Source organism: Allofournierella massiliensis, assembly GCF_004345265.1.
GTDB lineage: Bacteria > Bacillota > Clostridia > Oscillospirales > Ruminococcaceae > Allofournierella > Allofournierella massiliensis.
In genome coordinates this window covers 1-24,554 of sequence record NZ_SLUM01000021.1, presented here as the reverse complement: position 1 = coordinate 24,554, position 24,554 = coordinate 1, and the positions used below count along the sequence as shown (strand labels likewise).

Annotated in this window: 24 protein-coding genes; 20 read left to right on the top strand and 4 right to left on the bottom strand. The window is 61.3% G+C overall.

Annotated elements, in window-relative coordinates; translation table 11 throughout:
• Positions 1-126: 126 nt before the first annotated feature.
• Positions 127-321, top strand: a complete 195-nt coding sequence (locus tag EDD77_RS12215) for a hypothetical protein (RefSeq protein ID WP_058962679.1) — start codon at positions 127-129, stop codon at positions 319-321.
• A 73-nt stretch (positions 322-394) separates the two neighbouring features.
• Complete coding sequence (locus EDD77_RS12210) at positions 395-2,896, top strand: glycoside hydrolase family 3 N-terminal domain-containing protein (protein ID WP_058962678.1); 2,502 nt, start codon at positions 395-397, stop codon at positions 2,894-2,896.
• Positions 2,897-3,037: 141 nt separating this feature from the next.
• On the opposite strand, the gene EDD77_RS12205 is transcribed toward EDD77_RS12210, so the two are convergent.
• Positions 3,038-4,081, bottom strand: coding sequence for a ribonucleotide-diphosphate reductase subunit beta (locus EDD77_RS12205; protein WP_058962677.1), 1,044 nt, complete (start codon positions 4,079-4,081; stop codon positions 3,038-3,040).
• A gap of 20 nt (positions 4,082-4,101) precedes the next feature.
• Positions 4,102-6,615, bottom strand: a complete 2,514-nt coding sequence (locus EDD77_RS12200; protein ID WP_058962676.1) for a ribonucleoside-diphosphate reductase subunit alpha — start codon at positions 6,613-6,615, stop codon at positions 4,102-4,104.
• A 220-nt stretch (positions 6,616-6,835) separates the two neighbouring features.
• On the opposite strand from EDD77_RS12200, the gene EDD77_RS12195 reads away from it, so the two are divergent.
• Positions 6,836-7,594 carry a TraX family protein gene (locus EDD77_RS12195; RefSeq protein ID WP_058962675.1) on the top strand — a complete coding sequence of 253 codons (759 nt, stop codon included), beginning with the start codon at positions 6,836-6,838 and terminating at the stop codon, positions 7,592-7,594.
• 74 nt (positions 7,595-7,668) lie between these two features.
• Here the strand turns inward: EDD77_RS12195 and hisS are convergent, their stop codons facing one another.
• Positions 7,669-8,913 (bottom strand): histidine--tRNA ligase, encoded by a 1,245-nt coding sequence (gene hisS / locus EDD77_RS12190; protein WP_058962674.1) that lies wholly within the window; start codon positions 8,911-8,913, stop codon positions 7,669-7,671.
• Positions 8,914-9,056: 143 nt separating this feature from the next.
• Between hisS and EDD77_RS12185 the strand changes: the two genes are divergently transcribed.
• The gene (locus EDD77_RS12185) at positions 9,057-10,232 is read left to right on the top strand and encodes an MFS transporter (protein WP_132587401.1); all 1,176 of its coding nucleotides are present in this window, start codon (positions 9,057-9,059) and stop codon (positions 10,230-10,232) included.
• 91 nt (positions 10,233-10,323) lie between these two features.
• Positions 10,324-11,121, top strand: coding sequence for an SDR family oxidoreductase UcpA (gene ucpA / locus EDD77_RS12180; protein WP_058962672.1), 798 nt, complete (start codon positions 10,324-10,326; stop codon positions 11,119-11,121).
• 307 nt (positions 11,122-11,428) lie between these two features.
• Here the strand turns inward: ucpA and EDD77_RS12175 are convergent, their stop codons facing one another.
• The gene (locus EDD77_RS12175; protein WP_058962671.1) at positions 11,429-11,680 is read right to left on the bottom strand and encodes a hypothetical protein; all 252 of its coding nucleotides are present in this window, start codon (positions 11,678-11,680) and stop codon (positions 11,429-11,431) included.
• A 358-nt stretch (positions 11,681-12,038) separates the two neighbouring features.
• On the opposite strand from EDD77_RS12175, the gene EDD77_RS12170 reads away from it, so the two are divergent.
• The 15 genes from EDD77_RS12170 to EDD77_RS12100 all read left to right on the top strand — a co-directional run bounded on the left by EDD77_RS12170 (position 12,039) and on the right by EDD77_RS12100 (position 24,292).
• Complete coding sequence (locus EDD77_RS12170) at positions 12,039-12,731, top strand: iron-sulfur cluster assembly scaffold protein (protein ID WP_058962670.1); 693 nt, start codon at positions 12,039-12,041, stop codon at positions 12,729-12,731.
• 18 nt (positions 12,732-12,749) lie between these two features.
• The gene (locus EDD77_RS12165) at positions 12,750-13,742 is read left to right on the top strand and encodes a GGGtGRT protein (RefSeq protein WP_058962669.1); all 993 of its coding nucleotides are present in this window, start codon (positions 12,750-12,752) and stop codon (positions 13,740-13,742) included.
• A 330-nt stretch (positions 13,743-14,072) separates the two neighbouring features.
• The gene (locus EDD77_RS12160) at positions 14,073-14,489 is read left to right on the top strand and encodes an IS5 family transposase (protein ID WP_058962668.1); all 417 of its coding nucleotides are present in this window, start codon (positions 14,073-14,075) and stop codon (positions 14,487-14,489) included.
• 180 nt (positions 14,490-14,669) lie between these two features.
• Complete coding sequence (gene rbr, locus EDD77_RS12155; RefSeq protein WP_058962667.1) at positions 14,670-15,209, top strand: rubrerythrin; 540 nt, start codon at positions 14,670-14,672, stop codon at positions 15,207-15,209.
• Between the two features lie 161 nt (positions 15,210-15,370).
• Positions 15,371-16,477 (top strand): ATP phosphoribosyltransferase regulatory subunit, encoded by a 1,107-nt coding sequence (locus tag EDD77_RS12150; RefSeq protein WP_058962666.1) that lies wholly within the window; start codon positions 15,371-15,373, stop codon positions 16,475-16,477.
• Positions 16,471-17,091: an ATP phosphoribosyltransferase gene (gene hisG / locus EDD77_RS12145; RefSeq protein WP_058962665.1), complete on the top strand. Its 621-nt coding sequence runs from the start codon at positions 16,471-16,473 to the stop codon at positions 17,089-17,091. Before EDD77_RS12150 ends, hisG begins: the two co-directional genes overlap by 7 nt.
• A gap of 1 nt (position 17,092) precedes the next feature.
• Positions 17,093-18,376, top strand: coding sequence for a histidinol dehydrogenase (gene hisD, locus EDD77_RS12140; RefSeq protein WP_058962664.1), 1,284 nt, complete (start codon positions 17,093-17,095; stop codon positions 18,374-18,376).
• On the top strand, positions 18,373-19,440 hold the full coding sequence (gene hisC, locus EDD77_RS12135) for a histidinol-phosphate transaminase (RefSeq protein ID WP_058962663.1): 1,068 nt from the start codon (positions 18,373-18,375) through the stop codon (positions 19,438-19,440). The genes hisD and hisC overlap by 4 nt, the downstream gene beginning before the upstream one ends.
• Positions 19,437-20,024 carry an imidazoleglycerol-phosphate dehydratase HisB gene (gene hisB / locus EDD77_RS12130; protein ID WP_058962662.1) on the top strand — a complete coding sequence of 196 codons (588 nt, stop codon included), beginning with the start codon at positions 19,437-19,439 and terminating at the stop codon, positions 20,022-20,024. The genes hisC and hisB overlap by 4 nt, the downstream gene beginning before the upstream one ends.
• A complete protein-coding gene (gene hisH, locus EDD77_RS12125) occupies positions 20,024-20,644 on the top strand; it encodes an imidazole glycerol phosphate synthase subunit HisH (RefSeq protein WP_058962661.1) in 621 nt (206 codons plus the stop codon). Before hisB ends, hisH begins: the two co-directional genes overlap by 1 nt.
• Positions 20,641-21,354, top strand: coding sequence for a 1-(5-phosphoribosyl)-5-[(5-phosphoribosylamino)methylideneamino]imidazole-4-carboxamide isomerase (hisA, locus tag EDD77_RS12120; protein WP_058962660.1), 714 nt, complete (start codon positions 20,641-20,643; stop codon positions 21,352-21,354). The genes hisH and hisA overlap by 4 nt, the downstream gene beginning before the upstream one ends.
• Positions 21,351-22,109 (top strand): imidazole glycerol phosphate synthase subunit HisF, encoded by a 759-nt coding sequence (hisF, locus tag EDD77_RS12115; protein ID WP_058962659.1) that lies wholly within the window; start codon positions 21,351-21,353, stop codon positions 22,107-22,109. Before hisA ends, hisF begins: the two co-directional genes overlap by 4 nt.
• Before the next feature lie 3 nt (positions 22,110-22,112).
• Positions 22,113-22,763: a bifunctional phosphoribosyl-AMP cyclohydrolase/phosphoribosyl-ATP diphosphatase HisIE gene (gene hisIE / locus EDD77_RS12110; protein WP_058962658.1), complete on the top strand. Its 651-nt coding sequence runs from the start codon at positions 22,113-22,115 to the stop codon at positions 22,761-22,763.
• Positions 22,760-23,521 (top strand): histidinol-phosphatase HisJ family protein, encoded by a 762-nt coding sequence (locus tag EDD77_RS12105; protein WP_058962657.1) that lies wholly within the window; start codon positions 22,760-22,762, stop codon positions 23,519-23,521. Before hisIE ends, EDD77_RS12105 begins: the two co-directional genes overlap by 4 nt.
• Positions 23,522-23,635: 114 nt before the next feature.
• Positions 23,636-24,292 carry an HAD family hydrolase gene (locus tag EDD77_RS12100; RefSeq protein WP_058962656.1) on the top strand — a complete coding sequence of 219 codons (657 nt, stop codon included), beginning with the start codon at positions 23,636-23,638 and terminating at the stop codon, positions 24,290-24,292.
• Positions 24,293-24,554: the final 262 nt, after the last annotated feature.

The following is a 24,554-nucleotide window of genomic DNA, read 5'->3' as shown; positions in this document are numbered from 1 at the left end:
GCGTAAAATGTGCAGTTTGTGAAGACTGTGTGAAACGTCTGTGAAGGCTGTGGTAGAATCGGGCCAGTTAGAAAAGCAACATGCTGCAAGGAGATCATGTTGCAAGATAGGAAGGAGAAATTACACATGAAAAAGATTATTGCATTGGTTCTGGCCCTGATGATGGCTTGCTCTCTGGTTGCCTGCGGCGGCAAGGACGAGCCCGCAAGCACTGCTACTTCCACCAGCACTGCTGCTTCCACCACCGACGAGGGCGCTACCTCCGATCCCTATGCTGATCCGTACGCCGATCCCTACGCCGATCCCTACAAGCAGGGCTGATTGATGAACAACAGCGGGGGGCAGGCGCTCCCCGCATTTTGAAGGAACATAGACGGAACAGGAGGAATTACCTTTGAAAAACGTACAGCGTTTCCTGGCATTTGTCCTCGCAATCGGCATGGCGCTGAGCATGGCCGCATGCGGCCAGACGCCCGCCAGCACTCCCGCCTCTTCGTCCACCTCCACGGCGGCGGAGCCCAGCGGCTACATGCCGGAGCCCAGTGAGGGCGCCAAGTACACCGTCACCACCACCGAGGACGGCTGGCTGAAGCTGGAGAACGAAGGCGGCGAGGTTCTGGGCCTTTCGCCCAACTCCGGCGTCAAGGTCATTGAAGACGACGGCTATGCCTTCAAGGATCTGAACCAGAACGGCACTCTGGACGCCTACGAAGACTGGCGTCTGACCACCGAAGAGCGTACCGCCGACCTGGTGGGCCAGATGGAGGGCGCCGAGATGGCGGCCATCCTCTCCCACGGCGGCTGGGGCGACTTCACCACCGAGCCTCTGGCTGAGGACGATGGTTCCCGCACCTTCCTGGAGGCTGGCGGCCGCGGCGGCGTTACCCGTAACATCGGCCGTGGCGGCGGAGTCCACGCCCAGTGGACCAACCAGATTCAGGCCGTTGCCGAGAGCTGCTACTACGGCATTCCGGCCATGATCTCCATCGACCCGGCCAACATCTCCGGCCTGGTGGAGACCACCGCTCTGGCTTCCACCATGGATCCCGAGCTGGCCGCTGAAATCGGCGTGGAGACCTCCAAGGAATACCGCGCTGCGGGCGTTACCGCCCTGCTGGGACCCCAGGTTGACATTGCCGGCGCTTCCATGAGCCGTGCCGGCGGCACCTACGGCGAAGATCCTCAGCTGACTCTGGACATCGCCACTGCTTATGTAAACGCCATGCAGTCCACCTACGATGAGAACGGCGAAGATCTGGGCTGGGGCGACGAGTCCGTGTTCTGCTTCACCAAGCACTATGCCGGCGCAGGCGCCACCGAAGGCGGCCGCGACGACCACCACTACACTGCTCACTACGCGGTGTTCCCGGGCGACAACCTGGAAGCACACCTGATCACCTACTTTGACGGCGTGTTCAACCTGCCCGGCAAGACCGGTTCCTCCGGTATCATGACCCAGTATTCCGTGAACGTTGACGGCGAGGGCAACCCCTACGGCGGCGAAGATCTGGCCGGCGCCTACAACGCCTACATGTATGGCCTGCTGGACGAGGCCGGCTACGACAGCCTGACCATCACCGACTGGGGCGTATTCCAGTTCGCTGGCTGCTGGGGCACCGAGGATATGGCCGACGAGGCTGAGAAGATCGCCTTCGGCTGGGAGCGGGGTGTTGAGCTGCTGGGCGGCTACGGCACCATGGAAACTGTGGCTGCTGCCTATGACAAGCTGGTGGAACGCAACGGTGAAGAGACCGCCAAGGAGATCATCAGCCACGCTGCCTCCAACTACATCGAGGTTATGATGAACCTCAACATGTTCGATCAGCCCTACAATGACTCCGCTTACGCCGAGTCCATCATCACCACCGGCGGCAACAGCGAGCTGGGGCTGGAAGGCCAGCGCGACTCCGTTGTGATGCTGAAGAACGACGGCACCATCAAGGAAGGCGGCTCCGCCACCTCCGATAAGCCCACCGTTTACATCCCCTACGTTTACAACACCGGCTTTAGCGTGAGCTGGATGGGCGGCGTGAGCGAAGGTACTCCCAGCTGGACTCCCGGCATGGATCTGGATGTGATGGGCCAGTACTTCAACGTGGTTACCGATAAGCTGGGCGATCCCACCGGCGAAGCCGATGCGGAAGGCAACCCCACCTACACCAAGGACGACCTGACCCGTGCCACCGCCGAGGAAATCGCAGCCTGCGATTACATTCTGGTTGGCATGAGCAATCCGTACAGCATTTCCTACACCGATCCTTATGTGAGCGCCTTTGGCTATCTGGAAGCCTACAAGAACAACGAGCTGTATCCGGACGACATCTACTGGTACCCCGTATCCATGCAGTACGGCGAGTACACTGCGGAAACCGCCCGTGAGACCTCTATTGCTGGTCCTATCGTTGACGGCGAGAAGCAGAACCGCTCCTACAAGGGCAACACCGCTCCCGCTGCTGCCAACTACGGCGATCTGGAAGCTCTGCAGTATGCGGACTCCGTGGCCGGCGATATCCCCGTGATCGTTTCCATGAAGATGGAGCGCGGCATGGTCTGGACCGAGACCGAGTCCATGGCCGACGTCATCCTGGGCTGCTACTCCAAGCAGCGCCCCGAAGTGGTTGCCGAGATCATCCTGGGCGAGACCGAGCCCAACGGCCTGCTGGTGTTCCAGCAGCCCGCCGACATGGAAGCCGTGGAAGCTCAGCTGGAGGACGTGCCCCGCGATATGGAGTGCTACGTTGACGCCAACGGCAATACTTACGACTTTGCATTCGGTCTGAACTGGGCCGGCGTGATCAACGATGAGCGCGTTGAGAAGTACTCCGCCGAGCCTCTGACCAAGGTGCAGAACATCGACTATGCAGCCTACGCCGCATCCTACGGCGCAGAGGGTTAATCTGCAAAAACTGCAATCATGGAAAAATGCCGGGCAGCAATGCCCGGCATTTTTCTGCCTGTCTGCACCCTTTGCAAACGCAAAATCCCCCGATGGAAGCTCCATCGGGGGATTTGCTGTTATGGGAAAGAAAAATCAGGCTTACAAGTCATCCACCAGCGCGGTGCTCTTGGCGTAGGCGGTGCTTTTGGCCTCGAAGAAATCGGTCTTGACCATGTTGGCATTGGAGTACTGGCTCACCCAGCTCATGGAGGCGGGCTCGGTCTGGTTGTCCTCAAAAAGAGGCCCGAAGCCGAGGCCGGTCCAGCGCAGGTTGCCCAGATACCGGATGTAGTCGGTGACCATCTGGCGGGTCAGGCCGGGGATGGCGTCGCCGATCACATAGTGGCCCCAGGCGATCTCCTGCCGCACGCCCTCTTCCAGCATTTCCTTCAGCACCTGCACATTCTCCGGGCAGAACAGCTCCGGCTCCTCCTTCTGCAATTCCAGCAGAATGTTCCGGAACAGCCACAGGTGGGTGTTCTCGTCCCGGTTGATGTACCGGATTTCCTGCGCGGAGCCGGGCATCTTGCCGTTGCGGGCAAGGTTATAGAAGAACATGAAGCCGCTGTAAAAGTAGATGCCCTCCAGAATGTAGTTGGCCATCATCACCTTCAGCAGGGTGAAGGCGTCTTTGTTCTGCTGGAACTCGTTGTAAAGGTCACCGATGAAGGTGTTCCGGCGCAAAAGGTGCTCGTCGGTTTTCCACTGGTAGAGGATGTCGTTGCGCTCCACCGGGCTGCAGATGCTGTCCAGCATGTAGCTGTAACTCTGGCTGTGTACGCACTCCTGAAAGGCCTGAATGGACAGGCACAGGTTCACCTCGTTGGCAGTGATGTATTCCCCGATGTTGGGCAGGTTGGCGGTCTGGATGGAGTCCAGAAACACCAGAAAGCTGAGGATTTTGTCGTAGGCGGTGCGCTCGGCGGCGGAAAGGTTCGGGTAATCCCGGGTATCCTGCGCCAGATTGATCTCCTCGGGAATCCAGAAATTGTTCATGGCCTGCCGGTACCAGTCGCTCACCCAGGCATAGCGCATGTTGTTGAAGTCGTTCAGGTTGGTGGTGTTGCCCCCGATCATCCGCCGCAGGCGCACGTCGGTGTCGCCGCCCGGGTTGAAGAGGGGCTTTTTGATCAGCTGGGTCATGGTTCACACTCCTTCAAAGCTCAGGAAGAGCAGCTCTCGCACTCTTCCACCTCCAGCGATTTGCTGCGGATGTAGTAGATGGTCTTTACGCCCTGTTCCCACGCCAGCAGATACAGGTTCAGCACCTGACGCAGGGTGTAGTCGTTGGTGATGTACAGGTTCATGCTCTGGGCCTGATCGATGTGCCGCCCGCGCACGCCCGCCGCCCGCACGCTCCAGCTCTGGTCGATCTGGTGGGCGTTCTTGTAATACCAGTAGGTGCGCATGCCCAGCTCCGGGGCCACCCGGGGCAGCATGCTACCCTTTTTCTCTTCCAGGAAGAAGCGCTTCATCACCGGGTCCACGCCCGCGGTGGTGCCCGCCAGAATGCTGGTGGAGCTGGTGGGGGCCACCGCCAGCAGGTAGGCGTTGCGCATGCCCTGCTTTGCCACGGTGGCGGCCAGCTGCCGCCATTCGGGGCTGTCGTAACCCCGCTTTGCAAAATACGCGCCGGTCTGCCAGTCACTGCCCTCGAAGGCGGCGTAGCTGCCCTTTTCGGCGGCGATGGCGCTGCTGGCGGCGATGGCCGCTTTGTTGATGGTCTCGAACACCTCGTCCACGAAGGTCAGGTGTTCCTCGCTCTCCCACCGGATGCCCGCCTTGGCCAGCATGTGGTGGTAGCCGCTGACGCCCAGACCGATGCTGCGATACTTCCGGTTGGTGAGTTTGGCGTAGGGCAGGGGATAGAAGTTCAGGTCGATCACGTTGTCCAGTGCCCGCACCGCGGTGGCCACCACCTGATTCATGTAGGCCTTGTTGGTCACCGGCAGGTTGCCCAGCGACAGGCTGGCCAGATTGCAGACCACGAACTCGCCGGGGCGGGTGGTGGTGACCACCACCGGGTCGCCCTGTGCGGTGGAAATCTCGGTGCTCACCGTTTCGATGGGGGCCATGTTCTGGGCGATCTCGGTGCAGAGATTGGAGCAGTAGATCATGCCCGCGTGGCCGTTGGGGTTGGCCCGGTTCACCGCGTCCCGGTTGAAGGTGAAGGGGGTGCCGGTCTCCACCGCGCTTTTCAGAATCAGCCGCACCAGCTCCTTCACGGTGACGGTGCGCTTCTGGATGCGGGGGTCGGCCACACAGTCCCGGTAACGGGTTTCCCATTCTTCGCCCCAGTAATCCTCCAGGCAGTAGCCCTTCACGGTGAGAATCTGGTGGGGGCACATCAGGTGCCAGGGGGCGTCCAGATTTTCTTTTGCCAGCTTCCAGAACAGATCCGGGTAGCACACCGCCGGGAACACGTCGTGGGCCTTCATCCGGTCGTCGCCGTTGTTGGTGCGCAGCTGCAGAAACTCCGGCAGATCCTTGTGCCAGGCGTCCAGATACACCGCAACCGCGCCCTGCCGCACGCCCAGCTGATCCACCGCCACCGCGGTGTCGTTCACAAGGCGAATCCAGCGGATCACGCCGCCGGCCGCGCCCTCAAAGCCCCGGATGCTGCCGCCAGCGGCCCGCACCTTGCCGAAGTAAAGGCCCATGCCGCCGCCGAACTTGCTCACCTGCGCAAAATTGTCCACGCTGCGGTAGATGCCCTCCAGGCTGTCCGGCACCGTGTCGATGAAGCAGCTGGACAGCTGGTGGTAGGGCTTGCGTGCGTTGGACAAAGTGGGGGTGGCCATGGTCACCTCCATCCGGCTGAGCATGTCGTAGAATTTTTTCACCCAGCCCGGCCGGTCGGTTTTTTCCTCCATGGCCAGATGCAGGGCAATGCCCAGAAACATCTCCTGCGGGGTTTCCAGCGGCACATGCTGCCGGGTGTGGATCACATACCGCTTGAGCAGAAGATCCAGGCCGGAATAGGTGAACAGCTTGTCCCGCTCGGGGCAGAGGAAGGCTTCCGCCTCGCCGATCTCGGCCCGGGAATAGTGCTCCAGAATGTAGCTGCCGTAAAGGCCCTCGTCGGTCAGGTAGCGCAGCTTGTCATAAAGGGTGTGGATGCCCCGGCGGGAAAGCTCGGTTTCCAGCCGCAGCGTGAAGGAAAGGTTTAAAAGCCGGGCCGCGATGAACTCCCACTTGGGTGCGTCCGGGCACGTCAGCTCCACCGCCGCCTTGGTCAGGGCGGCCAGCAGCTCGGCAGCGTCCATCTCCGGCTTTGCAAAGCCCGCAAACCGGGCGGCCAGCGCGGTGAGGGGGTAGGAGAGCTGGTCGAAATCATTCTGGATGCCCACAAGGCAATCCTCCAGACCGGGGGCGTTCACCTGCGCCGCAATGCTCTGGCGGGCGGCGCGCAGCTCCGCGTGGCGGGAACGGTAAAGGATGTAGCTTTTGGCCGCCTCAAAGTGGCCCTGCTCCATCAGCGCCCGCTCCACCTCGTCCTGAATCTGCTCCACCGTGACCAGCTCGCCGCTCAGGCGACGGGTCACCGCGTCCAGCAGGCCGGCCAGCTGCTCCACGCTGGGGGCCTGCCCCACGCTGGCAAAGGATTTTTCCATGGCGGCAAGAATCTTGCCCCCGTCGAAGGCCTCGGCCTGGCCGCTGCGCTTTTGAATCTGCATGGTGTGTCCTCCCGTGAATGTCTATTTTGCAACGTTTCCTATTATACACCACATCTTGCATCTGCTTCAATGCGCAAAACCCATATCTGGTGTGTGAATTATACCGAAATAGTGTACAAAACAGAGAAAATAAACCGGCACCCAAAACGCCGCCCGGGGGTGACAGGCTCCCCATGTTCTGTTAGAATAAAGAAAACGAAACAAGGGGAGGGGAACGCCCATGAAACCCGGCGTGGGAATCTGGCCCTGTTTGAACCGGGATGCCATCAAGGCCATCGCCATGGCCACAATGCTGTTGAATCACATCGCCAACGTGCTGCTTTCGCCGCAAAGCCCATGGTTTGAGCCGCTGGTGAACATCGGCTACTTCACCGCGGTGACTATGTGCTATTTTCTGGCCGAGGGCTACCAGTACACCCGCAACCGCAAGGCCTACGCGCTGCGGCTGCTGATTTTCGCGGTGATCGCCCAGATTCCCTACCAGCTGGCGCTGGGCTTTTTCCAGCTGAACATGCTGTTCACCCTGCTGGTCTGTCTGGGAACCGCCCATGTGGCCCATGAAATGGCCATCCGGCCCGGCGAGCGGCTCGGGCGGAATTTCGCGGCGCTGCTGGGGTTGTTCTTTGTCAGCCTGTTCATGGACTGGGGAACGATGGCCCCGCTGTTCACCTTCATATTCTGCAGCTGGCGGTACGGCAAGTTCGGGCTGGGGGGCAGACGCAGCGGGCTGGCGCTTGTCTTTTTCGGGGAAGCGGTGATCTTTTTCTTCCAGAGCCTGCCCGCAAACTGGACGGTGCAGACGGCGCTGCACACGGCGGCAAGCTCACTGGGCATTCTTGTGGCGGGCGCGGTGATCCTGCTGTTTTATAACGGAAAGAGGGCCCAGCACGGCCGGGTATTCTGGAAGTGGTTTTTCTATCTGTTCTACCCGGCCCATCTGGCGGTGCTGGCGGCGATCAAGTTGCTTGTCTTACAATAATAAATAAAAAAGGCTCTGCCCGTGGGTTTTCCACAGGCAGAGCCTTTTTGTGTTGAAAATGAAACGGAGAACAATCAGCCGTTGGCGCCCAGAGTCTTTACGTCGTCGTTGTCCGCAAAGGCCACGGCGGCAAAGCCCTGATTTTCCAGCGCGCCGAACTGCTTGCCCAATTTTTTGGCCTGAGGCAGCACGGTCACGGTGTAGCCCTCCCGCAGGGTGGCCGCCTTGGCCAGCACCTGAGCGAAGTCCGCGTCGGGCAGGTAGAGCAGGGCCATCTTGGGCTTCTGGGCCGGAATGGCAAAGCCCTGCTCGGCCAGAATGCCGCAGATGCGCTCGAAGCCGATGGAGAAGCCCACCGCGGGCACCTGCTGGCCGATGAACTTGCCGATCATGTTGTCGTAGCGGCCGCCGCCTGCCACCGCGCCGCTGAAGGCCGCGCAGGTGACCTCGAACACCATGCCGGTGTAGTAGCCCTGACCGCGCACAAGGCTGGGGCAGTAGGCGATTTTATACTTGCCGCCGGCCAGCGTTTCCACGGTGGCGATCACCTTTTTCAGGTTTTCGGCAAGGGTCTTGTCCTCGCACAGAGCGCCGATGGCCTCCAGACTGAACTCGCCTTTCGCCAGAAAATCGCTCAGGGCGGCAACGGCCTCGGCGGGGCATTCCTTCTCGGTCAGCTCCCTGGCCACGCCCTCGGCGCCGATCTTGTCCAGCTTGTCGAAGGTGATGCACACGCTGTCCAGACTTTCGGGGGCAAAGCCCATGCTGGTCAGCATGCCGCGCAAAAGGCGCCGGTCGTTGATGTTCACGGTGAAGTCGTCAAAGCCGATGTTCAGCAGCGCCCGGGCGGTCACGTCGATCAGCTCGATCTCCGCGTTGCAGGAGCCGTCGCCCAGAATGTCGATGTCGCACTGGACGAACTCCCGCATCCGGCCCTTCTGGGGCCGCTCGGCACGGAACACCCGGTCGGTCTGGATCACCTTGAAGGGGCTGGGCAGCTTGTCCTTATTGGCGGCGTAGTAGCGGGAGAGGGGCAGGGTCAGGTCGTACCGCAGGCCCATGTCGGAAAGATCCTTTTCGTTGCCGGAAGCGATGGCACTGGCCAGCTTGTCGCCCCGCTTGAGCACCTTGAAGATCAGGTTCAGGTTGTCGCCGCCGTCGCTCTTGTCCAGATTCTCCATGTCCTCCAGCATGGGGGTGGAGATACGCTCGAAGCCGCTGGCGCGGTAGGTTTCCAGAATGCGGCCCTGCACATAGTCACGCAGCGCCTGTTCGGCGGGCAGATAGTCCTTCATGCCCTTCAGCGGATTGGTTTTCATTGATGTTCCTCCCACAGTATCAAAGCGTTTGTATTTTAACAGAATAAAGCACTTTTATCTTCTAATGATAGCCCGGCGGGCCGGTATTTGTCAACAAAAAGGGGGCATACTAAGCCAAAAAATCATGGGAGGAAACAAAAGCAATGGGCCAGTTTGTAAAGCAGCACCCCTTTGTGATTCTGGCGGCGGGGGCGGCCATCCAGCTGCTGGCGGGCATCCCCACCGCATGGGGTGTGTTTCAGGAGCCGGTGCGGGCGGAATATGGTCTGGATGAGGAATCGGCCAGCTTTGTGCTCAGCTGGCTGGTGGCGGCCTTCGGCGCGGGCGGGGTGGCCGGCGGCTTTTTGCAGGATAAGCTCGGCCCCCGCTTCGCCGCTCTTCTTGGCAGCGCCGGGCTCTGCGCCGGGTTTGTGGCGGCGGGCTTTGTGCCGGCGGAAAAACCGTGGCTCTTTTATCTTGCCTTCAGCGCCCCGGTGGGGGCGGGCTGCGCTTTTTTATATCCGGCGGTGATGGGCTGCGCCCAGAAATGGTACGCGGACAGAAAGGGCCTTGCCACCGGGGTGATCGGCGTGGCGGTGGGGCTTTCCGGCGCGGCGCTCACGCTTCTGGTGAAGTGGTTCACCGGGCTGTGGGGCATCCGGGGCTGCTTCTGGGCATTGGGGGCGCTGCTGGGCCTTGTGTGCGGCGGGGCCAGCCTTGTGTTGCAGAACCCGGAAAAAACGCCCGTCGCCCCAAAGCAGCAGGGCATGACCCCGGGCCAGATGCTGCGCACCGCCGCCTACTGGTGGATCACCGCCTCGGTGGCGCTGGCCACCCCGGCGGTGCTGCTGTTCAGCCCCCGCATTCTGGAGCTTGCCCGCCGGAGCGGCCTGCCGGAAACCGCCGCCGGCTGGATGGTGGCGGTGGGCGCGGCGGGCTCCGCCGCCGGGCGGCTGACGCTGGCCGCAGCGGGGGATAAGCTGGGCCGCCGTGCGGTGCTGATCGCCGCCTTCGGGGCGCTGGCCGGGCTTTCCGCCGGGTTTGCCTTTGCAAAAAGTTGGCTCTTTCTCGCCGCCTACGCCGGGCTGTGCTTTTTCTACGCCGGGCAGGCGGCGGTGCTGCCCAGCCTGTGCACCGAGCGGTTCGGCCTTGCCCACACCGGGGTCAACTACGGCCTGCTGGCGCTGGGCATGGCGGCGGGCAGTCTGGGCTTTCCCTTCGCGGCAAAGGCTTTTGGGCTGGAAAACGGGCGGCACTGGCTGGCGGTGGGCGCGGCACTGGCCGGGGCCTTCTGTTTGTGGAAGCTGGGGCCGGCGCAAAAGAAGAAAACCTCCGGTTGACAGCGCTCTGCCCGGAATGCTATGGTGAAGGTAACCGGGCGGGCCCGGCGTGAGGGCTCGCCGCATTCTAATGATAAAGGAGCGATTCCCCATGGCAAAACTGGATGGCAAGGTAGCACTGATCACCGGCGCGGCTGCCGGTCTGGGCGAGGGCATTGCCACCGCCTACGCAAAATACGGCGCAAAGATGGTGCTGGTGGATCTGGACCCGAAGGTGGAAGAGACCGCCGAGAAGCTGCGCAAGGAATACGGCAGCGAGATCATCACCGTGGTGGCCAACGTGGCCGACCGTACCCAGATGGACGCAGCCGCCAGGAAGGGCGTGGACACCTTCGGTGAAATCAACGTGGCCTGCTGCAACGCCGGCGTGTGCCGTCTGGCTCCCTTTGAGGAGATGGACGACGCCACCCGCGACTTCCACATCGATGTGAACATCAAGGGCGTGTGGAACACCTGCAAGGCCGTGATCCCCTACATGCTGAAGCAGGGCGGCGGCAACATCGTAATCGCCTCCTCCGTCACCGGCGACATCGTGGCCGACGCGGGCGAAGCCGCCTACGCCATGACCAAGGCCGCTCTGGTTGGCCTGACCAAGTGCCTGGCTGTGGAATACGCCGACCGGAACATCCGTGTGAACTGCTCTCAGCTGGGCTATGCCCGCACTCCCATGGTGGAGAAGATGGCTGTGGAGTCCAACCCCGAAGATCCCGAGAGCGCCATCAACGACATCGCCGTGGGCGTGCCCATGAAGCGTCTGGCAAAGCCCATCGAGGTTGGCGAGCTGTTTGCCTTCCTGGGCATCGACGAGTCCAGCTATCTGACCGGCAGCCAGATCGTGATCGACGGCGGCAGCACCCTGCCCGAGACCATGAGCATCGGCACCAACTGACCTCTGAGGCTGTCGAAAAAGTTCGACAGCCTCCTGAGGGACACCAAACGCACCACCGACGCAAGGCGCGGTGGATGCTTATTGGTTTCCCCCAGTACCCTTTTTCCGGCGAAAAAACACCCGGTTTTGCGCACTTCGCACACAAAACCGGGTGTTTTTTCTGTTAAGGTGTCAGGATTCCCGGTACATGCCCGTGAATCCTGACGCTGTTTTTGTACCGCTTTGTTTTTGGAGCTGATTTATCGACAAGCTGAGGGCCGCGCCCCTTATAAATAGGTGCGCGGCCCTGACGTTTGATTCGTGATGCTTAGCCCTTGGTGTCGCCGAACAGGTTGAAGCGGTAGAGCTTTGCCTCGTCCTCGGGCTCGGAGCACTCGAACTTGGCCTCGGCAATCTGGCCGCCCTGGATCAGAGCCGTGAAGCCGATGATCTGGCACAGCTTGCTCTTCAGGTTCAGCCGGTCGCCTTCGGGGGTGATCATGTAAACGTCGCCCTTGCAGGAAGCCAGCATCTCGCTGAAATCACGAACGTTGAAATTATGAAGACTGATGCGATCCATAAAACGGATTCCTCACTTTCCCTTGTGCGGGCACCGGCGCATTCAGGCAGCCGGCCCGCCTTTTCTGGCGTTTGCCAATACTTTCTCCCACGCACGGAGGGCCTTGCCTGCCGTGCACCTATAATATAGCACTGCCTTTGTGCAGATGCAACAAGCAAGACACGAATTCTTTGTAAGAAATGACGATTTAATTCGCACAAAAATCCAGTGCCGGGCAAAAACGGGGCCCACGGTGCAATTTTTTAGCCGAACAAATTCAAAAACGCCTTGCAAAACCCGGCCCCCCTATTTATAATGAAAAGGTAGATGTTGTGAAATCCGCAACAAGCTTACAAAGAGAGCAAAGGAGAGTACTATTATGACCTATTCTCATGAAGTAGAGCGTATGTGTCCTCTGACCAAAGGCCCCCATCACGGCCCCGCCCCCATTCCGGAGGAGGGCGCCTGGGTTAAGGCCTATGAGATCAAGGATATTTCCGGCCTGACCCACGGTGTGGGCTGGTGCGCCCCCCAGCAGGGCACCTGCAAGCTGACTCTGAACGTTAAGAACGGCGTGATCGAGGAAGCTCTGGTCGAGACCATCGGCTGCTCCGGCATGACCCACTCTGCCGCCATGGCCGGCGAGATCCTGCCCGGCAAGACCATTCTGGAAGCCCTGAACACCGACCTGGTGTGCGACGCCATCAACGTGGCCATGCGCGAGCTGTTCCTGCAGATCGTTTACGGCCGCAGCCAGACTGCCTTCAGCGAGGGCGGCCTGCCCATCGGCGCCGGCCTGGAGGATCTGGGCAAGGGTCTGCGCAGCATGACCGGCACCATCTTCTCCACCAAGGCCAAGGGCGTTCGTTACCTGGAGCTGACCGAGGGCTACATCCTGAAGACCGCTCTGGATGAGAACAACGAGGTCATCGGTTATCAGTTCGTTCGTCTGGGCAAGATGCTGGAAGCCATCCGCCACGGCGAGGATCCCAAGACCGCGTTCGAGAAGAACGTTGGCACCTACGGCCGGTTCGATGGCGCTGCCAAGTACATCGACCCCCGCGAAGAGTAAGAGAGGAGGAGAAATACTATGGCTACTTTTGAATCTATGGATCGCCGCATGCCTAAGATCGAGGCATGCCTGAAGGCCAACGGCCTGGAATCCCTGGACGCCTGCCGTGAGATGCTCCTCGAGAAGGGCATCGACTGCGACGCTATTGTGAAGGGCGTGCAGCCCATCTGCTTTGAGAACGCCGTTTGGGCTTACACCCTGGGCACCGCCATCGCTGTGAAGCGTGGCCTGAAGAACGCCGCCGAGTGCGCCGCCGCCATTGGCGAGGGCCTGGAGGCTTTCACCATCCCCGGTTCCGTTGCCGAGCAGCGCAAGGTTGGTCTGGGTCACGGTAACCTGGGCGCCATGCTGCTGAGCGACGACACCAAGTGCTTCGCCTTCCTGGCCGGCCACGAGAGCTTCGCTGCCGCCGAGGGCGCCATCGGTATCGCCCGCACCGCCAACAAGGCCCGCAAGACCCCCCTGCGCGTTATCCTGAACGGCCTGGGCAAGGATGCTGCTTACATCATCAGCCGCATCAACGGCTTCACCTACGTGGAGACCGATTACGATTTCAAGACCGGCGAGCTGAAGGTTGTTCGCGAGAAGGCTTTCTCCGACGGCGAGCGCGCTGCCGTTAAGTGCTACGGCGCCAACGACGTTCTGGAAGGCGTTGCCATCATGAAGGCTGAGGCTGTTGAGGTTTCCATCACCGGTAACTCCACCAACCCCACCCGCTTCCAGCACCTGGTTGCCGGCACCTACAAGAAGTGGGCCATCGAGAACGGCAAGAAGTACTTCTCCGTTGCTTCCGGCGGCGGCACCGGCCGTACCCTGCATCCCGATAACGTGGCTGCCGGCCCCGCTTCCTACGGCCTGACCGACAGCATGGGCCGTATGCACGGCGACGCTCAGTTCGCCGGCTCCTCCAGCGTGCCCGCTCACGTGGAGATGATGGGCCTGATCGGTATGGGCAACAACCCCATGGTTGGCGCCACCGTGGCCTGCGCTGTTGCTGCTTCTCAGGTTTAATCGACCCGTTAAGCACACTGCGTTTTGAGCATGAGCACCGCTCCCTTTTGGGAGCGGTGCTTTTTTGTTTGCCCGCGCACTGGCTTTTCTCCTTTGGGCAACACCGCACAATTCACGCCTTACGGCTCAGGCGGCGTATCACGCCAAAATTTTCCGTGCTATTTTCCAAAAATGCTCGCGGGTCTACCAAGGATTGGCTGTGCTTTTTGGTTCATATCACGAAAAAATTTTCCGGCGCGCTCCACCACCTGGAAATTGTTCGGCATTACCCTTGATTTTATGCTACAATAAGAAAAGTAATGCAGTCCAAAAAAGAGGAGGCGGCGGGTTATGTATGATATGGCGGAATCACAGATGACCCTTTACGATTATGTGCAGCCCTTTGGGGGAACACTGGATGAGAATAACCGCTGGGTGAAGCTGGCGAAGGAGATCGACTGGCAGGAGATGGAGCGCCACTACGCGGGCAACTTCGGCCGGGCAGGCAATCAGGCGCTGCCCCTGCGCATGGCCTTCGGCAGTCTGGTCATCCGGCAGGCGCTGGAGCTTTCCGACCGGCAGACCGTGCAGATGATTCGGGAAAACCCCTACCTGCAATACTTCATCGGCATGACCAGCTTTTCCCACACTGCGCCCTTTGTGGCCCACAGTATGGTGGGCTTTCGCCAGCGCATCCCGCAGGAGCAGGTGGACAGGGCGGTGAAGCTGTTCAAGCGCATTTCCCGCCAGTGCGAGCGGGAACAGTGAACGGCATTCCTTCATGGGATAGGGGCAGCGGCGTGCTGCGGCCAGCCGGTGCCTGGTCGATTGTGACAAAGTCACTTTTCAAACACACGTCCGCGTGATACATTAGAGAAAGATAACGGAAGATAGCGCCTTTGGGCGCTGTAATAAAAAATATTCTTACTTTATTGGAGGGAGTTTACCATGAATCTGAAGGGTTCCAAGACCGAAGCCAACCTGATGGCCGCCTTTGCCGGTGAAAGCCAGGCCCGCAACAAGTACACCTACTACGCATCCAAGGCAAAGAAGGAAGGCTACAACGAGATCGCCGCCGTGTTCGAGGAGACCGCCAACAACGAGAAGGAGCACGCCAAGATCTGGTTCAAGCTGCTGCATGACGGCGAGGTTCCCGGCACTCTGGCCAACCTGGCCGACGCTGCCGCCGGTGAGAACTACGAGTGGACCGACATGTACGCCAGCTTCGCCGCCACCGCCAAGGAAGAGGGCTTCGACCGCATCGCCGCCCTGTTCACCATGGTGGGCGACATCGAGAAGGAGCACGAGGCCCGCTACCGCGAGGTTGCCAAGCTGCTGGAAGAGGGCAAGCTGTTTGCCCGCGAGACCGAGCAGGTCTGGATCTGCACCAACTGCGGCCACATCCACATCGGCACCCACGCCCCCGCCAAGTGCCCGGTCTGCGACCATCCTCAGGGCTACTTCGTGCTTCGCGCGGAAAATCACTGATTTGTTTTGAACCTTTGGCCCCCGGCGTTTCGCCGGGGGCCTTTTTGTTTTGCGAAAACTCCCCATCTGCTCTTGACAGAAGGACGGTCTGTCCTGTATACTTCTTTATAGTATTACATTATCACAATAAAGTGAAACGCGAAACAGGGAGGGGAGCCGGGATGCAAAACGACCAGCTGCTGAAAAACGAGGAACGGGCGGTGATCGCCCTGCGGGCTCTGTACCAGAGCTACGGATATCTGCCCTACAAAATGAGCCGGTTCGAGGAATACGAGCTGTATGCCCGCAACAAGGACTTTCTGCTCAGCGACCGGGTTATCACCTTCACCGACACCAACGGCCGCCTGATGGCCTTAAAGCCGGACGTGACCCTTTCCATCCTGCAAAAGGGAGAGGAAAACCCCGGCTGCAAGCGCAAGGTGTGCTACAACGAAAACGTGTACCGGGTGTCCCGCCGGTCGGGCCAGTTCAAGGAGATCATGCAGACCGGTCTGGAGTGCATCGGCGACGTGGACGGCTACGATGTGTTCGAGGCGGTGGAGCTGGCGGCGAAGAGTCTGGCGCTCATCGGCCCGGAGTATGTGCTGGAGATCAGCCATCTGGGCGTTGTCTCCGCTTTGCTGGACGCCGCGGGCGGCGACGGGGAATTCCGCCGCAGCGCGCTGGAGGCCCTCTCCCAGAAAAACGCCCACGATCTGGCCCGCCTGTGTGCGGAAAACGGGGTCCCGGCGGATTGCGCCCAGCGGCTGGCGGGTCTCGTAACCATCTACGGCAGCCGGGGTCCGGCGCTGCAAAAGCTGCGGGCGCTGTGCGGCGGGCTTGCCGGCGAGGCCGTGGCCGAGCTGGAGCAGCTGAGCGCTCTGCTGGACGCGGCGGGCCTGGGCGAGGAAGTGGTGCTGGATTTCTCGGTGGTCAACCACATGGACTACTACAACGGCATTGTGTTCCGGGGCTTTTTGCAGGGCCTGAGCCAGAGTGTGCTGGCAGGCGGCCGGTACGACCGGCTGATGCGCCGGATGGGCCGCAGTCAGGGCGCGGTGGGCTTTGCGCTGTATCTGGACCGGCTGGATCAGCTGCGCAGCCCCCGCCCGGAATGGGACGTGCAGGTGCTGCTGCTCTATGAAAACGAGACCCCCGCGGCGGCGGTGGCGGCGGCGGTGCAAAAATTGCGCGCCGAGGGCAAGAGCGTGAGCGCCCAGAAGGCCGCGCCGCCCAAGCTGCGGTATCAGGAATGTATCCGGCTGGACAAGGAGGGGAAACCATGCTGAACATCGCGCTGCCCAAGGGTCGCCTGGGCGAAAAGGTTTACGCCATGTTCGAGGCGGCGGGCTACGAGTGCCCGGCCATCCGGGAAAACAGCCGCAAGCTGATTTTTGAAAACGCCGAAAAGGGCATCCGGTACTTCTGGGTCAAGCCCTCGGACGTGAGCATCTATGTGGAGCGGGGCGCCGCCGATGTGGGCGTGGCCGGAAAAGACATTTTACTGGAATACCACCCGGATGTGTACGAGCTGCTGGATCTGAACGTGGGCCGCTGCAAGATGGCGGTGGCCGCCCCCCGCGCCTTCCGGGACGACGGAGAGCGCACCCTGCGGGTGGCCACCAAGTTTGCGTCCATCGCGGCGGACTACTACGCGGGCATGGGCCGGGATGTGGATTTCATCAAGCTGAACGGCTCCATCGAGCTGGCCCCCATTCTGGGCCTGTCCGACGTGATCGTGGACATTGTGGAAACCGGCACCACCCTGCGGGAGAACGATCTGGAGGTGGTGGCGGACATCCTGCCCATCAGCGCCCGGCTCATCGCCAACAAGGCCAGCTTTAAATTCAAAAACCGCCAGCTGGAAGAGATGCTGGCCAGAATGAAGGAACAGGTGAAGTGACATGATCCCCATTTATGAATACGGCCAGGTACCGAACAGCGAAATTTTTGCCCGGGACAACATCGCCTCCAATGTGGAGGGCGCGGTGACCGAGATTCTGGCCCAGGTGGCCGCCCGGGGCGACGAGGCCCTGCGGGAATACACCCTGCGCTTTGACAAGGCCGACCTGACCAATCTGGAAGTGACCGAAGCGGAGATCGACGAGGCCTTCGCGGCGGTGGAGCCGGAATTTGTGGCGATTTTGGAACAGGCGGCGGCGAACATCCGGGCCTTCCACGAAAAGCAGCGCCGCAACAGCTTTGTGGTGGCCGACCAGCCCGGCGTGGTGCTGGGTCAGAAGATTGTGCCCATCCAGAAGGTGGGCCTGTATGTGCCCGGCGGCACCGCGGCCTACCCCTCCACCGTATTGATGGACAGCATCCCCGCCAAGATCGCGGGCTGCCCCCAGCTGGTGATGGTCACCCCGCCCGGCGCAAACGGCAAGGTGAACCCGGTGATTCTGGCGGCGGCGAAGATCGCGGGCGTGGATCGCATCTTCAAGGTGGGCGGCGCACAGGCCGTGGCGGGCCTTGCCTTCGGCACCGAGACCCTGCCCAAGGTGGATAAGATCGTGGGCCCCGGCAACGCCTATGTGGCCGAAGCCAAAAAGCAGGTGTTCGGCCGGGTGGCCATCGACATGATTGCCGGCCCCAGCGAGATTCTGGTGGTGGCGGACGGCACCTGCAACCCGAAGATCGTGGCGGCGGACATGCTCAGTCAGGCCGAGCACGATAAAATGGCCAGCGCGGTGCTGGTCACCGACAGCGGCGAGCTGGCCAAAGCGGTGCAGGCCGAGCTGGAGCGGCAGATTCCGCTGCTGCCCCGCAGCGAGATCGCCCGGGCCTCCATCGACAACAATGGCAAAATTATTGTGGCGGAAAATCTGGATCTGGCCATCGACATTGCCAACGAAATCGCCCCCGAGCATCTGGAATTGTGCGTGGACGCGCCCTTTGATTATCTGGATCGGGTGCGCTGCGCCGGTTCCATCTTTCTGGGCAAGAACTGCCCGGAAGCGCTGGGCGATTATTTCGCCGGCCCTAACCACACCCTGCCTACCAGCGGCACCGCGAAATTCTCGTCGGCGCTTTCGGTGGACGATTTCGTGGTGAAGAGCCAGTTTACTTACTATACCGCCGACGCGCTGGCCAAGGTGGGCGAAAAGGTGGCCTGCTTTGCCCGTAAGGAAGGGCTGGACGCCCACGCCAACAGCGTCACCGTGCGGCTGGAGGAGAAAAAACAATGAGCCGGTTTTTTTCAAGTCGATACGCGGCGCTCACCCCCTATACCCCGGGAGAGCAGCCGCAGGATCAGGACTATCTGAAACTGAACACCAACGAATCCCCGTTCCCGCCCTCGCCGGGGGTGGCGGCGGCGGTGGCCGAGCAGTGCGGCAAATTGCAGCTCTACTCCGACCCCCAGTGCGCCGGGCTGCGCCGGGCGCTGGCCGATTGCTACGGGGTGAAGCCCGCCAATGTGATGGTGGGCAACGGCTCGGATGAAGTATTGGATCTGGCCTTCTGCGCCTTTGCGGGGGAAGAGCGGCCTCTGTATTTTGCGGACGTGACCTACGGCTTTTATCCGGTGTTCGCGGCCAAAAACCGCCTGCCCTATGAGGTGATTCCCCTGAAGGAGGATTTCTCCATCGACCCGGCGGATTACTTCGGCAAAAACGGAGTGGCGGTGATCGCAAACCCCAACGCCCCCACCGGTCTGGCGCTGGGGCTGGATGACTTTGAAGCGATTCTGAAGGCCAATCCGGACGGGGTGCTGATCGTGGACGAAGCCTATGTGGACTTCGGGGCCGAAAGCGCCGCCGCCCTGCTGGACCGGTACGACAATCTGCTGGTGGTGCGCACCTTCTCCAAGTCCCGCTCCATGGCGGGGGCCCGGTTGGGCTTTGCGCTGGGCAGCGAGGCGCTGATTGCCGACCTGGAAACCCTGCGCTATTCCACCAACCCCTACAACGTGAACCGGATGACGCTGGCGGCAGGCGAGGCCGCGCTGGCACAGGACGACTATTATATGGAAAACTGCCGCCGCATTGCCGCCATCCGGGACAAGGTGGCCGGCCAGCTGGAGGCCATGGGCTGGAAGGTGCTGCCCTCCAAGGCAAACTTCCTGTTCGCGGCGGCCCCCGGCATGGGCGGCGGGGCCATGTATCAGGCTCTGCGGCAAAGGGGCGTGCTGGTGCGCTATTTTGACGCGCCCCGCACCCGGGATTACATCCGGGTGAGCGTGGGCGACGAAGCCCAGATGGAACGGTTTATGCAAACCATCAAGGAAATCATGAAGGAGGCAGCCCAGTGAGAACGGCAGAGATCAAACGCACCACCGCCGAGACGGACATTTCCCTGCGCCTTGTGCTGGAGGGCACCGGCAAGGGCAGCTGCGCCACTGGCTGCGGCTTTCTGGACCACATGCTGGTGCTGTTTGCCCGGCACGGCCGGTTCGATCTGGAGCTGACCTGCACCGGCGACACCTATGTGGACTACCACCACACGGTGGAGGACGTGGGCATCTGCCTGGGCGATGCTTTCCGGCAGGCTCTGGGCGACAAGCGGGGCGTGTGCCGGTACGGCCAGTCCCTGCTGCCCATGGACGAAACCCTGATTCTGGCGGCGGCGGATCTGTCCGGCCGGGGCGGCTACTATGGGCAGGTGGAGATTCCCACCCAGAAGGTGGGCGACTTCGACACCGAGCTGTTCGAGGAATTCTGGATTGCCTTCGCCCGGCAGGCTCAGCTGACCCTGCATCTGCAAAAGATGGCGGGGGCCAACTCCCACCACATCATGGAGGGAGCCTTCAAGGCGGCGGCCCGCTGCCTGCGCACGGCAGTGGCCATCGACCCGGAATTTGCCGGGGAAATTCCATCCACAAAAGGGGTGCTGTGATGATCGGCGTGATCGATTACGGGGTGGGCAACCTGTTCAGCCTCTGCTCCTCCCTGCGTTATGTGGGGGCCGAGGTGCAGGTGAGCGCCGACCCCGCCGTTCTGGAACAGGCGGATAAACTGGTATTGCCCGGCGTGGGCGCCTTTGGCGACGCGGCGGACAAGCTGCGGGCCACCGGGCTGGATCAGTTGGTGATCAAGCAGGCGCAAAAAGGCGTGCCGGTGCTGGGCATCTGCCTTGGCATGCAGCTGCTCTTTGAAGAGAGCCTTGAATACGGCCGTCACAGGGGGCTGGGCCTGCTGGCCGGGCGGGTGGTGCCCATGGAGGGGGCCCTCCCGGCGGAGCTGAAGATTCCCCACATCGGCTGGAACGCCCTGCAGCCGGTGGCCGAAAGCCCGCTGCTGCGGGACGTGAAGCCCGGCGACTGCGTGTATTTTGTTCATTCCTATTACGCCGAGGGCTGCGCCGACAGTCTGGTGGCCACGGCGGAGTACGGCATCCCCATCACCGCCATGGTGCAGAAGGGGAACGTGATGGGCTGCCAGTTCCACCCGGAAAAGAGCGGCCCGGTGGGCCTTGCCATTCTGCGGGCCTTTTGTGAAGAGGAGGGAAAAGCATGATTCTGTTTCCGGCCATCGACCTGTACGAAGGGCAGGCGGTTCGGCTCTATCAGGGCGATTACCGGCAGATGACCGTGTACAACCCCGACCCGGCGGCTCTGGCCAAGAAATTTGCCGAAACCGGCGCCACCCACATCCATCTGGTGGATCTGGAGGGCGCGCGGGACGGCACCACCCCCAATCTGCAGCTGATCCGGCGCATTGCCGCCGAGACCGGCCTGTTTGTGGAGGTGGGCGGCGGCATCCGCACTATGGACATTGCCCGCGCCTATCTGGAAAACGGGGTGAGCCGGGTGATTCTGGGCACCGCCGCCGTCACCGACCCGGACTTTCTGCAAAACGCTCTCGATACCTGGGGCGAGCGGGTGGCCGTTGGGGCCGACCTGCGGGGCGGTCAGGTGGCCATCCGGGGCTGGCAGCAGACCAGCGACGAGGGAGCGGAAGCCTTCTTCGACCGGATGCAGGGCCTTGGGGTTTCCACCATGATCTGCACCGACATTTCCCGGGACGGAGCCATGCGGGGGGCGAATCTGGAGCTGTATCGAAGGCTTGCCAAACGGCAGGGGTTGCAGATCGTGGCCTCCGGCGGCGTGAGCAGTCTGGATGACATCAAGGCCCTGCGGGAGATGAATCTCTACGGGGCCATTCTGGGCAAGGCCTACTACACCGGCGCAGTGGATCTGGCCGAAGCACTGGAGGCGGCGAAATGATCACAAAACGAATCATCCCCTGTCTGGACGTGCGGGACGGCCGGGTGGTCAAGGGCGTGAACTTCCAAGGGCTGTCGGATGTGTCCGACCCGGTGGAGCTGGCCCGATACTATTCCGAGAGCGGAGCCGACGAGCTGGTGTTCTACGACATCACTGCCTCTGCCGAGGGGCGCAAGCTCTTCACCGACATCCTCTGCCGGGTGGCCCAGACCATTTTCATCCCCCTCACCGTGGGCGGCGGCGTGAACACGCTGGAGGATTTTGACCGGGTGCTCAAGTGCGGCGCCGACAAGGTGAGCGTGAACTCCGGGGCCATCCGGGACCCGGAGCTGATCCGCCGCGCTGCGAAGCGCTACGGCAACCAGTGCGTGGTGCTCTCGGCGGATATCAAGCGGGTGAACGGCCGGTTTCAGGTGTTCGCCAAGGGTGGCCGGGAGGATACCGGCATCGAGGCCATCGGCTGGCTGCGCCGGGGCGTGGAGCTGGGCGCGGGCGAGGTGGTGGTGAATTCCATCGACACCGACGGCGTGAAGCAGGGCTTTGATCTGGAGCTGTTGGACGAGGTCTGCCGGGCGGTGCCGGTTCCGGTGATCGCCTCCGGCGGCGCGGGCAGCCAGCAGGATTTTGTGGAGCTGTTTAAAAAGGTGCCCAGTGTGGACGCGGGCCTTGCGGCCTCGGTGTTCCATTTCGGCGAGATTGCCATTCCGGATCTGAAGCAGACCCTTTGGGAAAACGACATCATAGTGAGGCGATAAGATATGCTGACCATTCAAGACCTGAAATTTGACGAAAAGGGCCTGATCCCGGCGGTGGTGGTGGATGCCAAAAGCCGCAAGGTGCTCACCGTGGCCTACATGAACGCCGAGAGCCTGGCCATCAGTATGGAAAAAAAGCTCACCTGTTTCTGGAGCCGCTCCCGTCAGGAGCTGTGGCTCAAGGGTGAGACCAGCGGCAACTACCAGCACATTGTGAGCATCACCGCCGACTGCGACCGGGACGCGCTGCTGGTACTGGTGGAAAAGGACGGCCCGGCCTGCCATCTGGGCAACGACTCCTGCTTTGAGGACGTATTGTTCCAGAGCGACGAGCGGGGCGACTTCACGCTGGAGGGCCTGTACGACCTTTTATGTCAGCGCAACGCCGACCGGCCCGAGGGCTCCTACACCACCTATCTGTTCGAGAAGGGTCTGGACAAGATCCTGAAAAAGGTGGGCGAGGAATGCACCGAGGTCATCATCGCGGGCAAGGCCGAGGATAAGAAGGAGACCATCTACGAGCTGGCGGATCTTGCTTACCACGCCATGGTGCTCATGGTGCAGATGGACATCACCGTGGAGGACGTGCGGGACGAGCTGGCCAGCCGTCACATCATCGACCACAAGGTCAAGCAGGAAAAGATGACCTCATGAGACCTTACAATCTGCACACCCACACCACCTTCTGCGACGGCGACAACACCCCCGAGGAGCTGGCCGCGGCGGCGCTGGCGGCAGGCTGCGAAACCCTGGGCTTTTCCGGTCACAGCCACACCGGCTTTGACGAGCGGTACTGCATGAGCCCTGCGGGCACCCGGGACTATATCCGGCGGGTGCGGCAGCTGCAAAGCGAATACGCGCCGAAGCTGCGGATTTTGCTTGGCATCGAGCAGGACTATTACTCGGAACAGCCCGCCGAAGGGTACGATTTTGTCATCGGTTCGGTGCATTATCTCCATCGGCACGGGGAGTATCTGCCGGTGGATGAGGACCCCCAGTGGCAGCAGCGCATTGTGGCCGACCACTACGGCGGGGATTACTATGCCTTCGCCGAGGATTACTTCGCCACGCTGGCGGATGTGCACCGGCGCACCGGGTGCGATATCGTGGGCCATTTCGACCTGATCGCCAAGTTCAACGAGGGCGGCGTGCTGTTTGACGAAGCCCACCCCCGCTACCGGGCAGCGGCACTGGCCGCGCTGGATCGGCTGGCAGGGGAGGGTGTGGCCTTCGAGGTGAACACCGGCGCGGTGGCCAAGGGCTGGCGCACCCAGCCCTACCCGGCCAACTGGCTGTTGGAGGAGCTGCAGGCCCGGGGCGCCCGGCTGATCTTTTCCAGCGACTGCCACAAGGCCGACCAGCTGCTGGCCGGCTGGCAGGAATGGGGCAGCCTGTGCGGGCCCTCCCTGTAATACACAAACAACACCGCCCGGCGGGGGAAAAGCGTTCCCCATCGGGCGGCTTTGTTTTGCCCCGGCGGGGCCGGTCTGCTATAATACGTTATATTATTATAAGGGGGAACGAATATGGCCTGTCTGCCCTGTCTGGTGCTGGATCATGACGATACCGTGGTGGCCAGCACGCCCACCATCCACTACCCGGCCTTTCTGGATGCCATGAGGATTCTGCGCCCGGAAGTGAACTGGAGTCTGCAGGAGTATGTGCTGTATAATTTCGAACCGGGCTTTGAAGCCCTCTGCCGGGATATGCTGCACCTGACCGATGAGGAGATGGAGCTGGAGGGGCAGATCTGGAGAAAGTGGACCAGCACCCATGTGCCGCCCATGTTCCCGGGCATGGCCGACCTGCTGCGCCGGTACCGGGATGCCGGGGGAATTATCTGCGTGGCCAGCCATTCCAGCGAGGAGATGATCCGGCGGGATTACCGCATTCACTGCGGCTTCGAGCCGGAGCTGGTGTTCGGCTGGGATCTGCCGCCCCAAAAGCGCAAGCCCGCCCCCTATGCACTGGAGGAGATCATGCGCCACTATGACCTTGCGCCGGAGGAGCTTTTAATGGTGGACGATTTAAAGCCCGGCTGTCAGATGGCGCAACGCTGCGGCGTGCCCTTTGCCTTTGCGGGCTGGGGCTGCGAGGTGCAGCCGGTGCGTGCCTTCATGAAAAAACATTCCACCCACCCGCTGGATGCGGTTGCCCAGCTGGCCCCGCTGCTGGGCCTGTAAGGGCCTTTTTTCTATACAGAAAGGACAAACCGGGCAGCATATTAGCAAAGTGATACTTTTTCAGAAAAAATTGAAAAAAGGTGTTGACTTCTGCTTAGAGGGTGTGGTATTATAACTGAGCCGTCAACGACGGCGAGCCGCTCGAAAGAGCTTGAAAAAATATTTCAAAAAAAGTGCTTGACAAACAAGACTTTGCGAGATATAATAAACAAGCTGTCCCGCGAGGGAGAGCGGCACAGGACCTTGAAAATTGAACAATATC

What these genes read in the sequence shown, in the direction of transcription:
- EDD77_RS12215 (WP_058962679.1), top strand. Translation starts at nt 127, where the DNA reads ATGAAAAAGATTATTGCATTGGTTCTGGCCCTGATGATGGCTTGCTCT.
- EDD77_RS12205 (WP_058962677.1), bottom strand. Translation starts at nt 4,081, where the DNA reads ATGACCCAGCTGATCAAAAAGCCCCTCTTCAACCCGGGCGGCGACACC.
- EDD77_RS12200 (WP_058962676.1), bottom strand. Translation starts at nt 6,615, where the DNA reads ATGCAGATTCAAAAGCGCAGCGGCCAGGCCGAGGCCTTCGACGGGGGC.
- EDD77_RS12195 (WP_058962675.1), top strand. Translation starts at nt 6,836, where the DNA reads ATGAAACCCGGCGTGGGAATCTGGCCCTGTTTGAACCGGGATGCCATC.
- hisS (WP_058962674.1), bottom strand. Translation starts at nt 8,913, where the DNA reads ATGAAAACCAATCCGCTGAAGGGCATGAAGGACTATCTGCCCGCCGAA.
- EDD77_RS12185 (WP_132587401.1), top strand. Translation starts at nt 9,057, where the DNA reads ATGGGCCAGTTTGTAAAGCAGCACCCCTTTGTGATTCTGGCGGCGGGG.
- ucpA (WP_058962672.1), top strand. Translation starts at nt 10,324, where the DNA reads ATGGCAAAACTGGATGGCAAGGTAGCACTGATCACCGGCGCGGCTGCC.
- EDD77_RS12175 (WP_058962671.1), bottom strand. Translation starts at nt 11,680, where the DNA reads ATGGATCGCATCAGTCTTCATAATTTCAACGTTCGTGATTTCAGCGAG.
- EDD77_RS12170 (WP_058962670.1), top strand. Translation starts at nt 12,039, where the DNA reads ATGACCTATTCTCATGAAGTAGAGCGTATGTGTCCTCTGACCAAAGGC.
- EDD77_RS12165 (WP_058962669.1), top strand. Translation starts at nt 12,750, where the DNA reads ATGGCTACTTTTGAATCTATGGATCGCCGCATGCCTAAGATCGAGGCA.
- EDD77_RS12160 (WP_058962668.1), top strand. Translation starts at nt 14,073, where the DNA reads ATGTATGATATGGCGGAATCACAGATGACCCTTTACGATTATGTGCAG.
- rbr (WP_058962667.1), top strand. Translation starts at nt 14,670, where the DNA reads ATGAATCTGAAGGGTTCCAAGACCGAAGCCAACCTGATGGCCGCCTTT.
- EDD77_RS12150 (WP_058962666.1), top strand. Translation starts at nt 15,371, where the DNA reads ATGCAAAACGACCAGCTGCTGAAAAACGAGGAACGGGCGGTGATCGCC.
- hisG (WP_058962665.1), top strand. Translation starts at nt 16,471, where the DNA reads ATGCTGAACATCGCGCTGCCCAAGGGTCGCCTGGGCGAAAAGGTTTAC.
- hisD (WP_058962664.1), top strand. Translation starts at nt 17,093, where the DNA reads ATGATCCCCATTTATGAATACGGCCAGGTACCGAACAGCGAAATTTTT.
- hisC (WP_058962663.1), top strand. Translation starts at nt 18,373, where the DNA reads ATGAGCCGGTTTTTTTCAAGTCGATACGCGGCGCTCACCCCCTATACC.
- hisH (WP_058962661.1), top strand. Translation starts at nt 20,024, where the DNA reads ATGATCGGCGTGATCGATTACGGGGTGGGCAACCTGTTCAGCCTCTGC.
- hisA (WP_058962660.1), top strand. Translation starts at nt 20,641, where the DNA reads ATGATTCTGTTTCCGGCCATCGACCTGTACGAAGGGCAGGCGGTTCGG.
- hisF (WP_058962659.1), top strand. Translation starts at nt 21,351, where the DNA reads ATGATCACAAAACGAATCATCCCCTGTCTGGACGTGCGGGACGGCCGG.
- hisIE (WP_058962658.1), top strand. Translation starts at nt 22,113, where the DNA reads ATGCTGACCATTCAAGACCTGAAATTTGACGAAAAGGGCCTGATCCCG.
- EDD77_RS12105 (WP_058962657.1), top strand. Translation starts at nt 22,760, where the DNA reads ATGAGACCTTACAATCTGCACACCCACACCACCTTCTGCGACGGCGAC.
- EDD77_RS12100 (WP_058962656.1), top strand. Translation starts at nt 23,636, where the DNA reads ATGGCCTGTCTGCCCTGTCTGGTGCTGGATCATGACGATACCGTGGTG.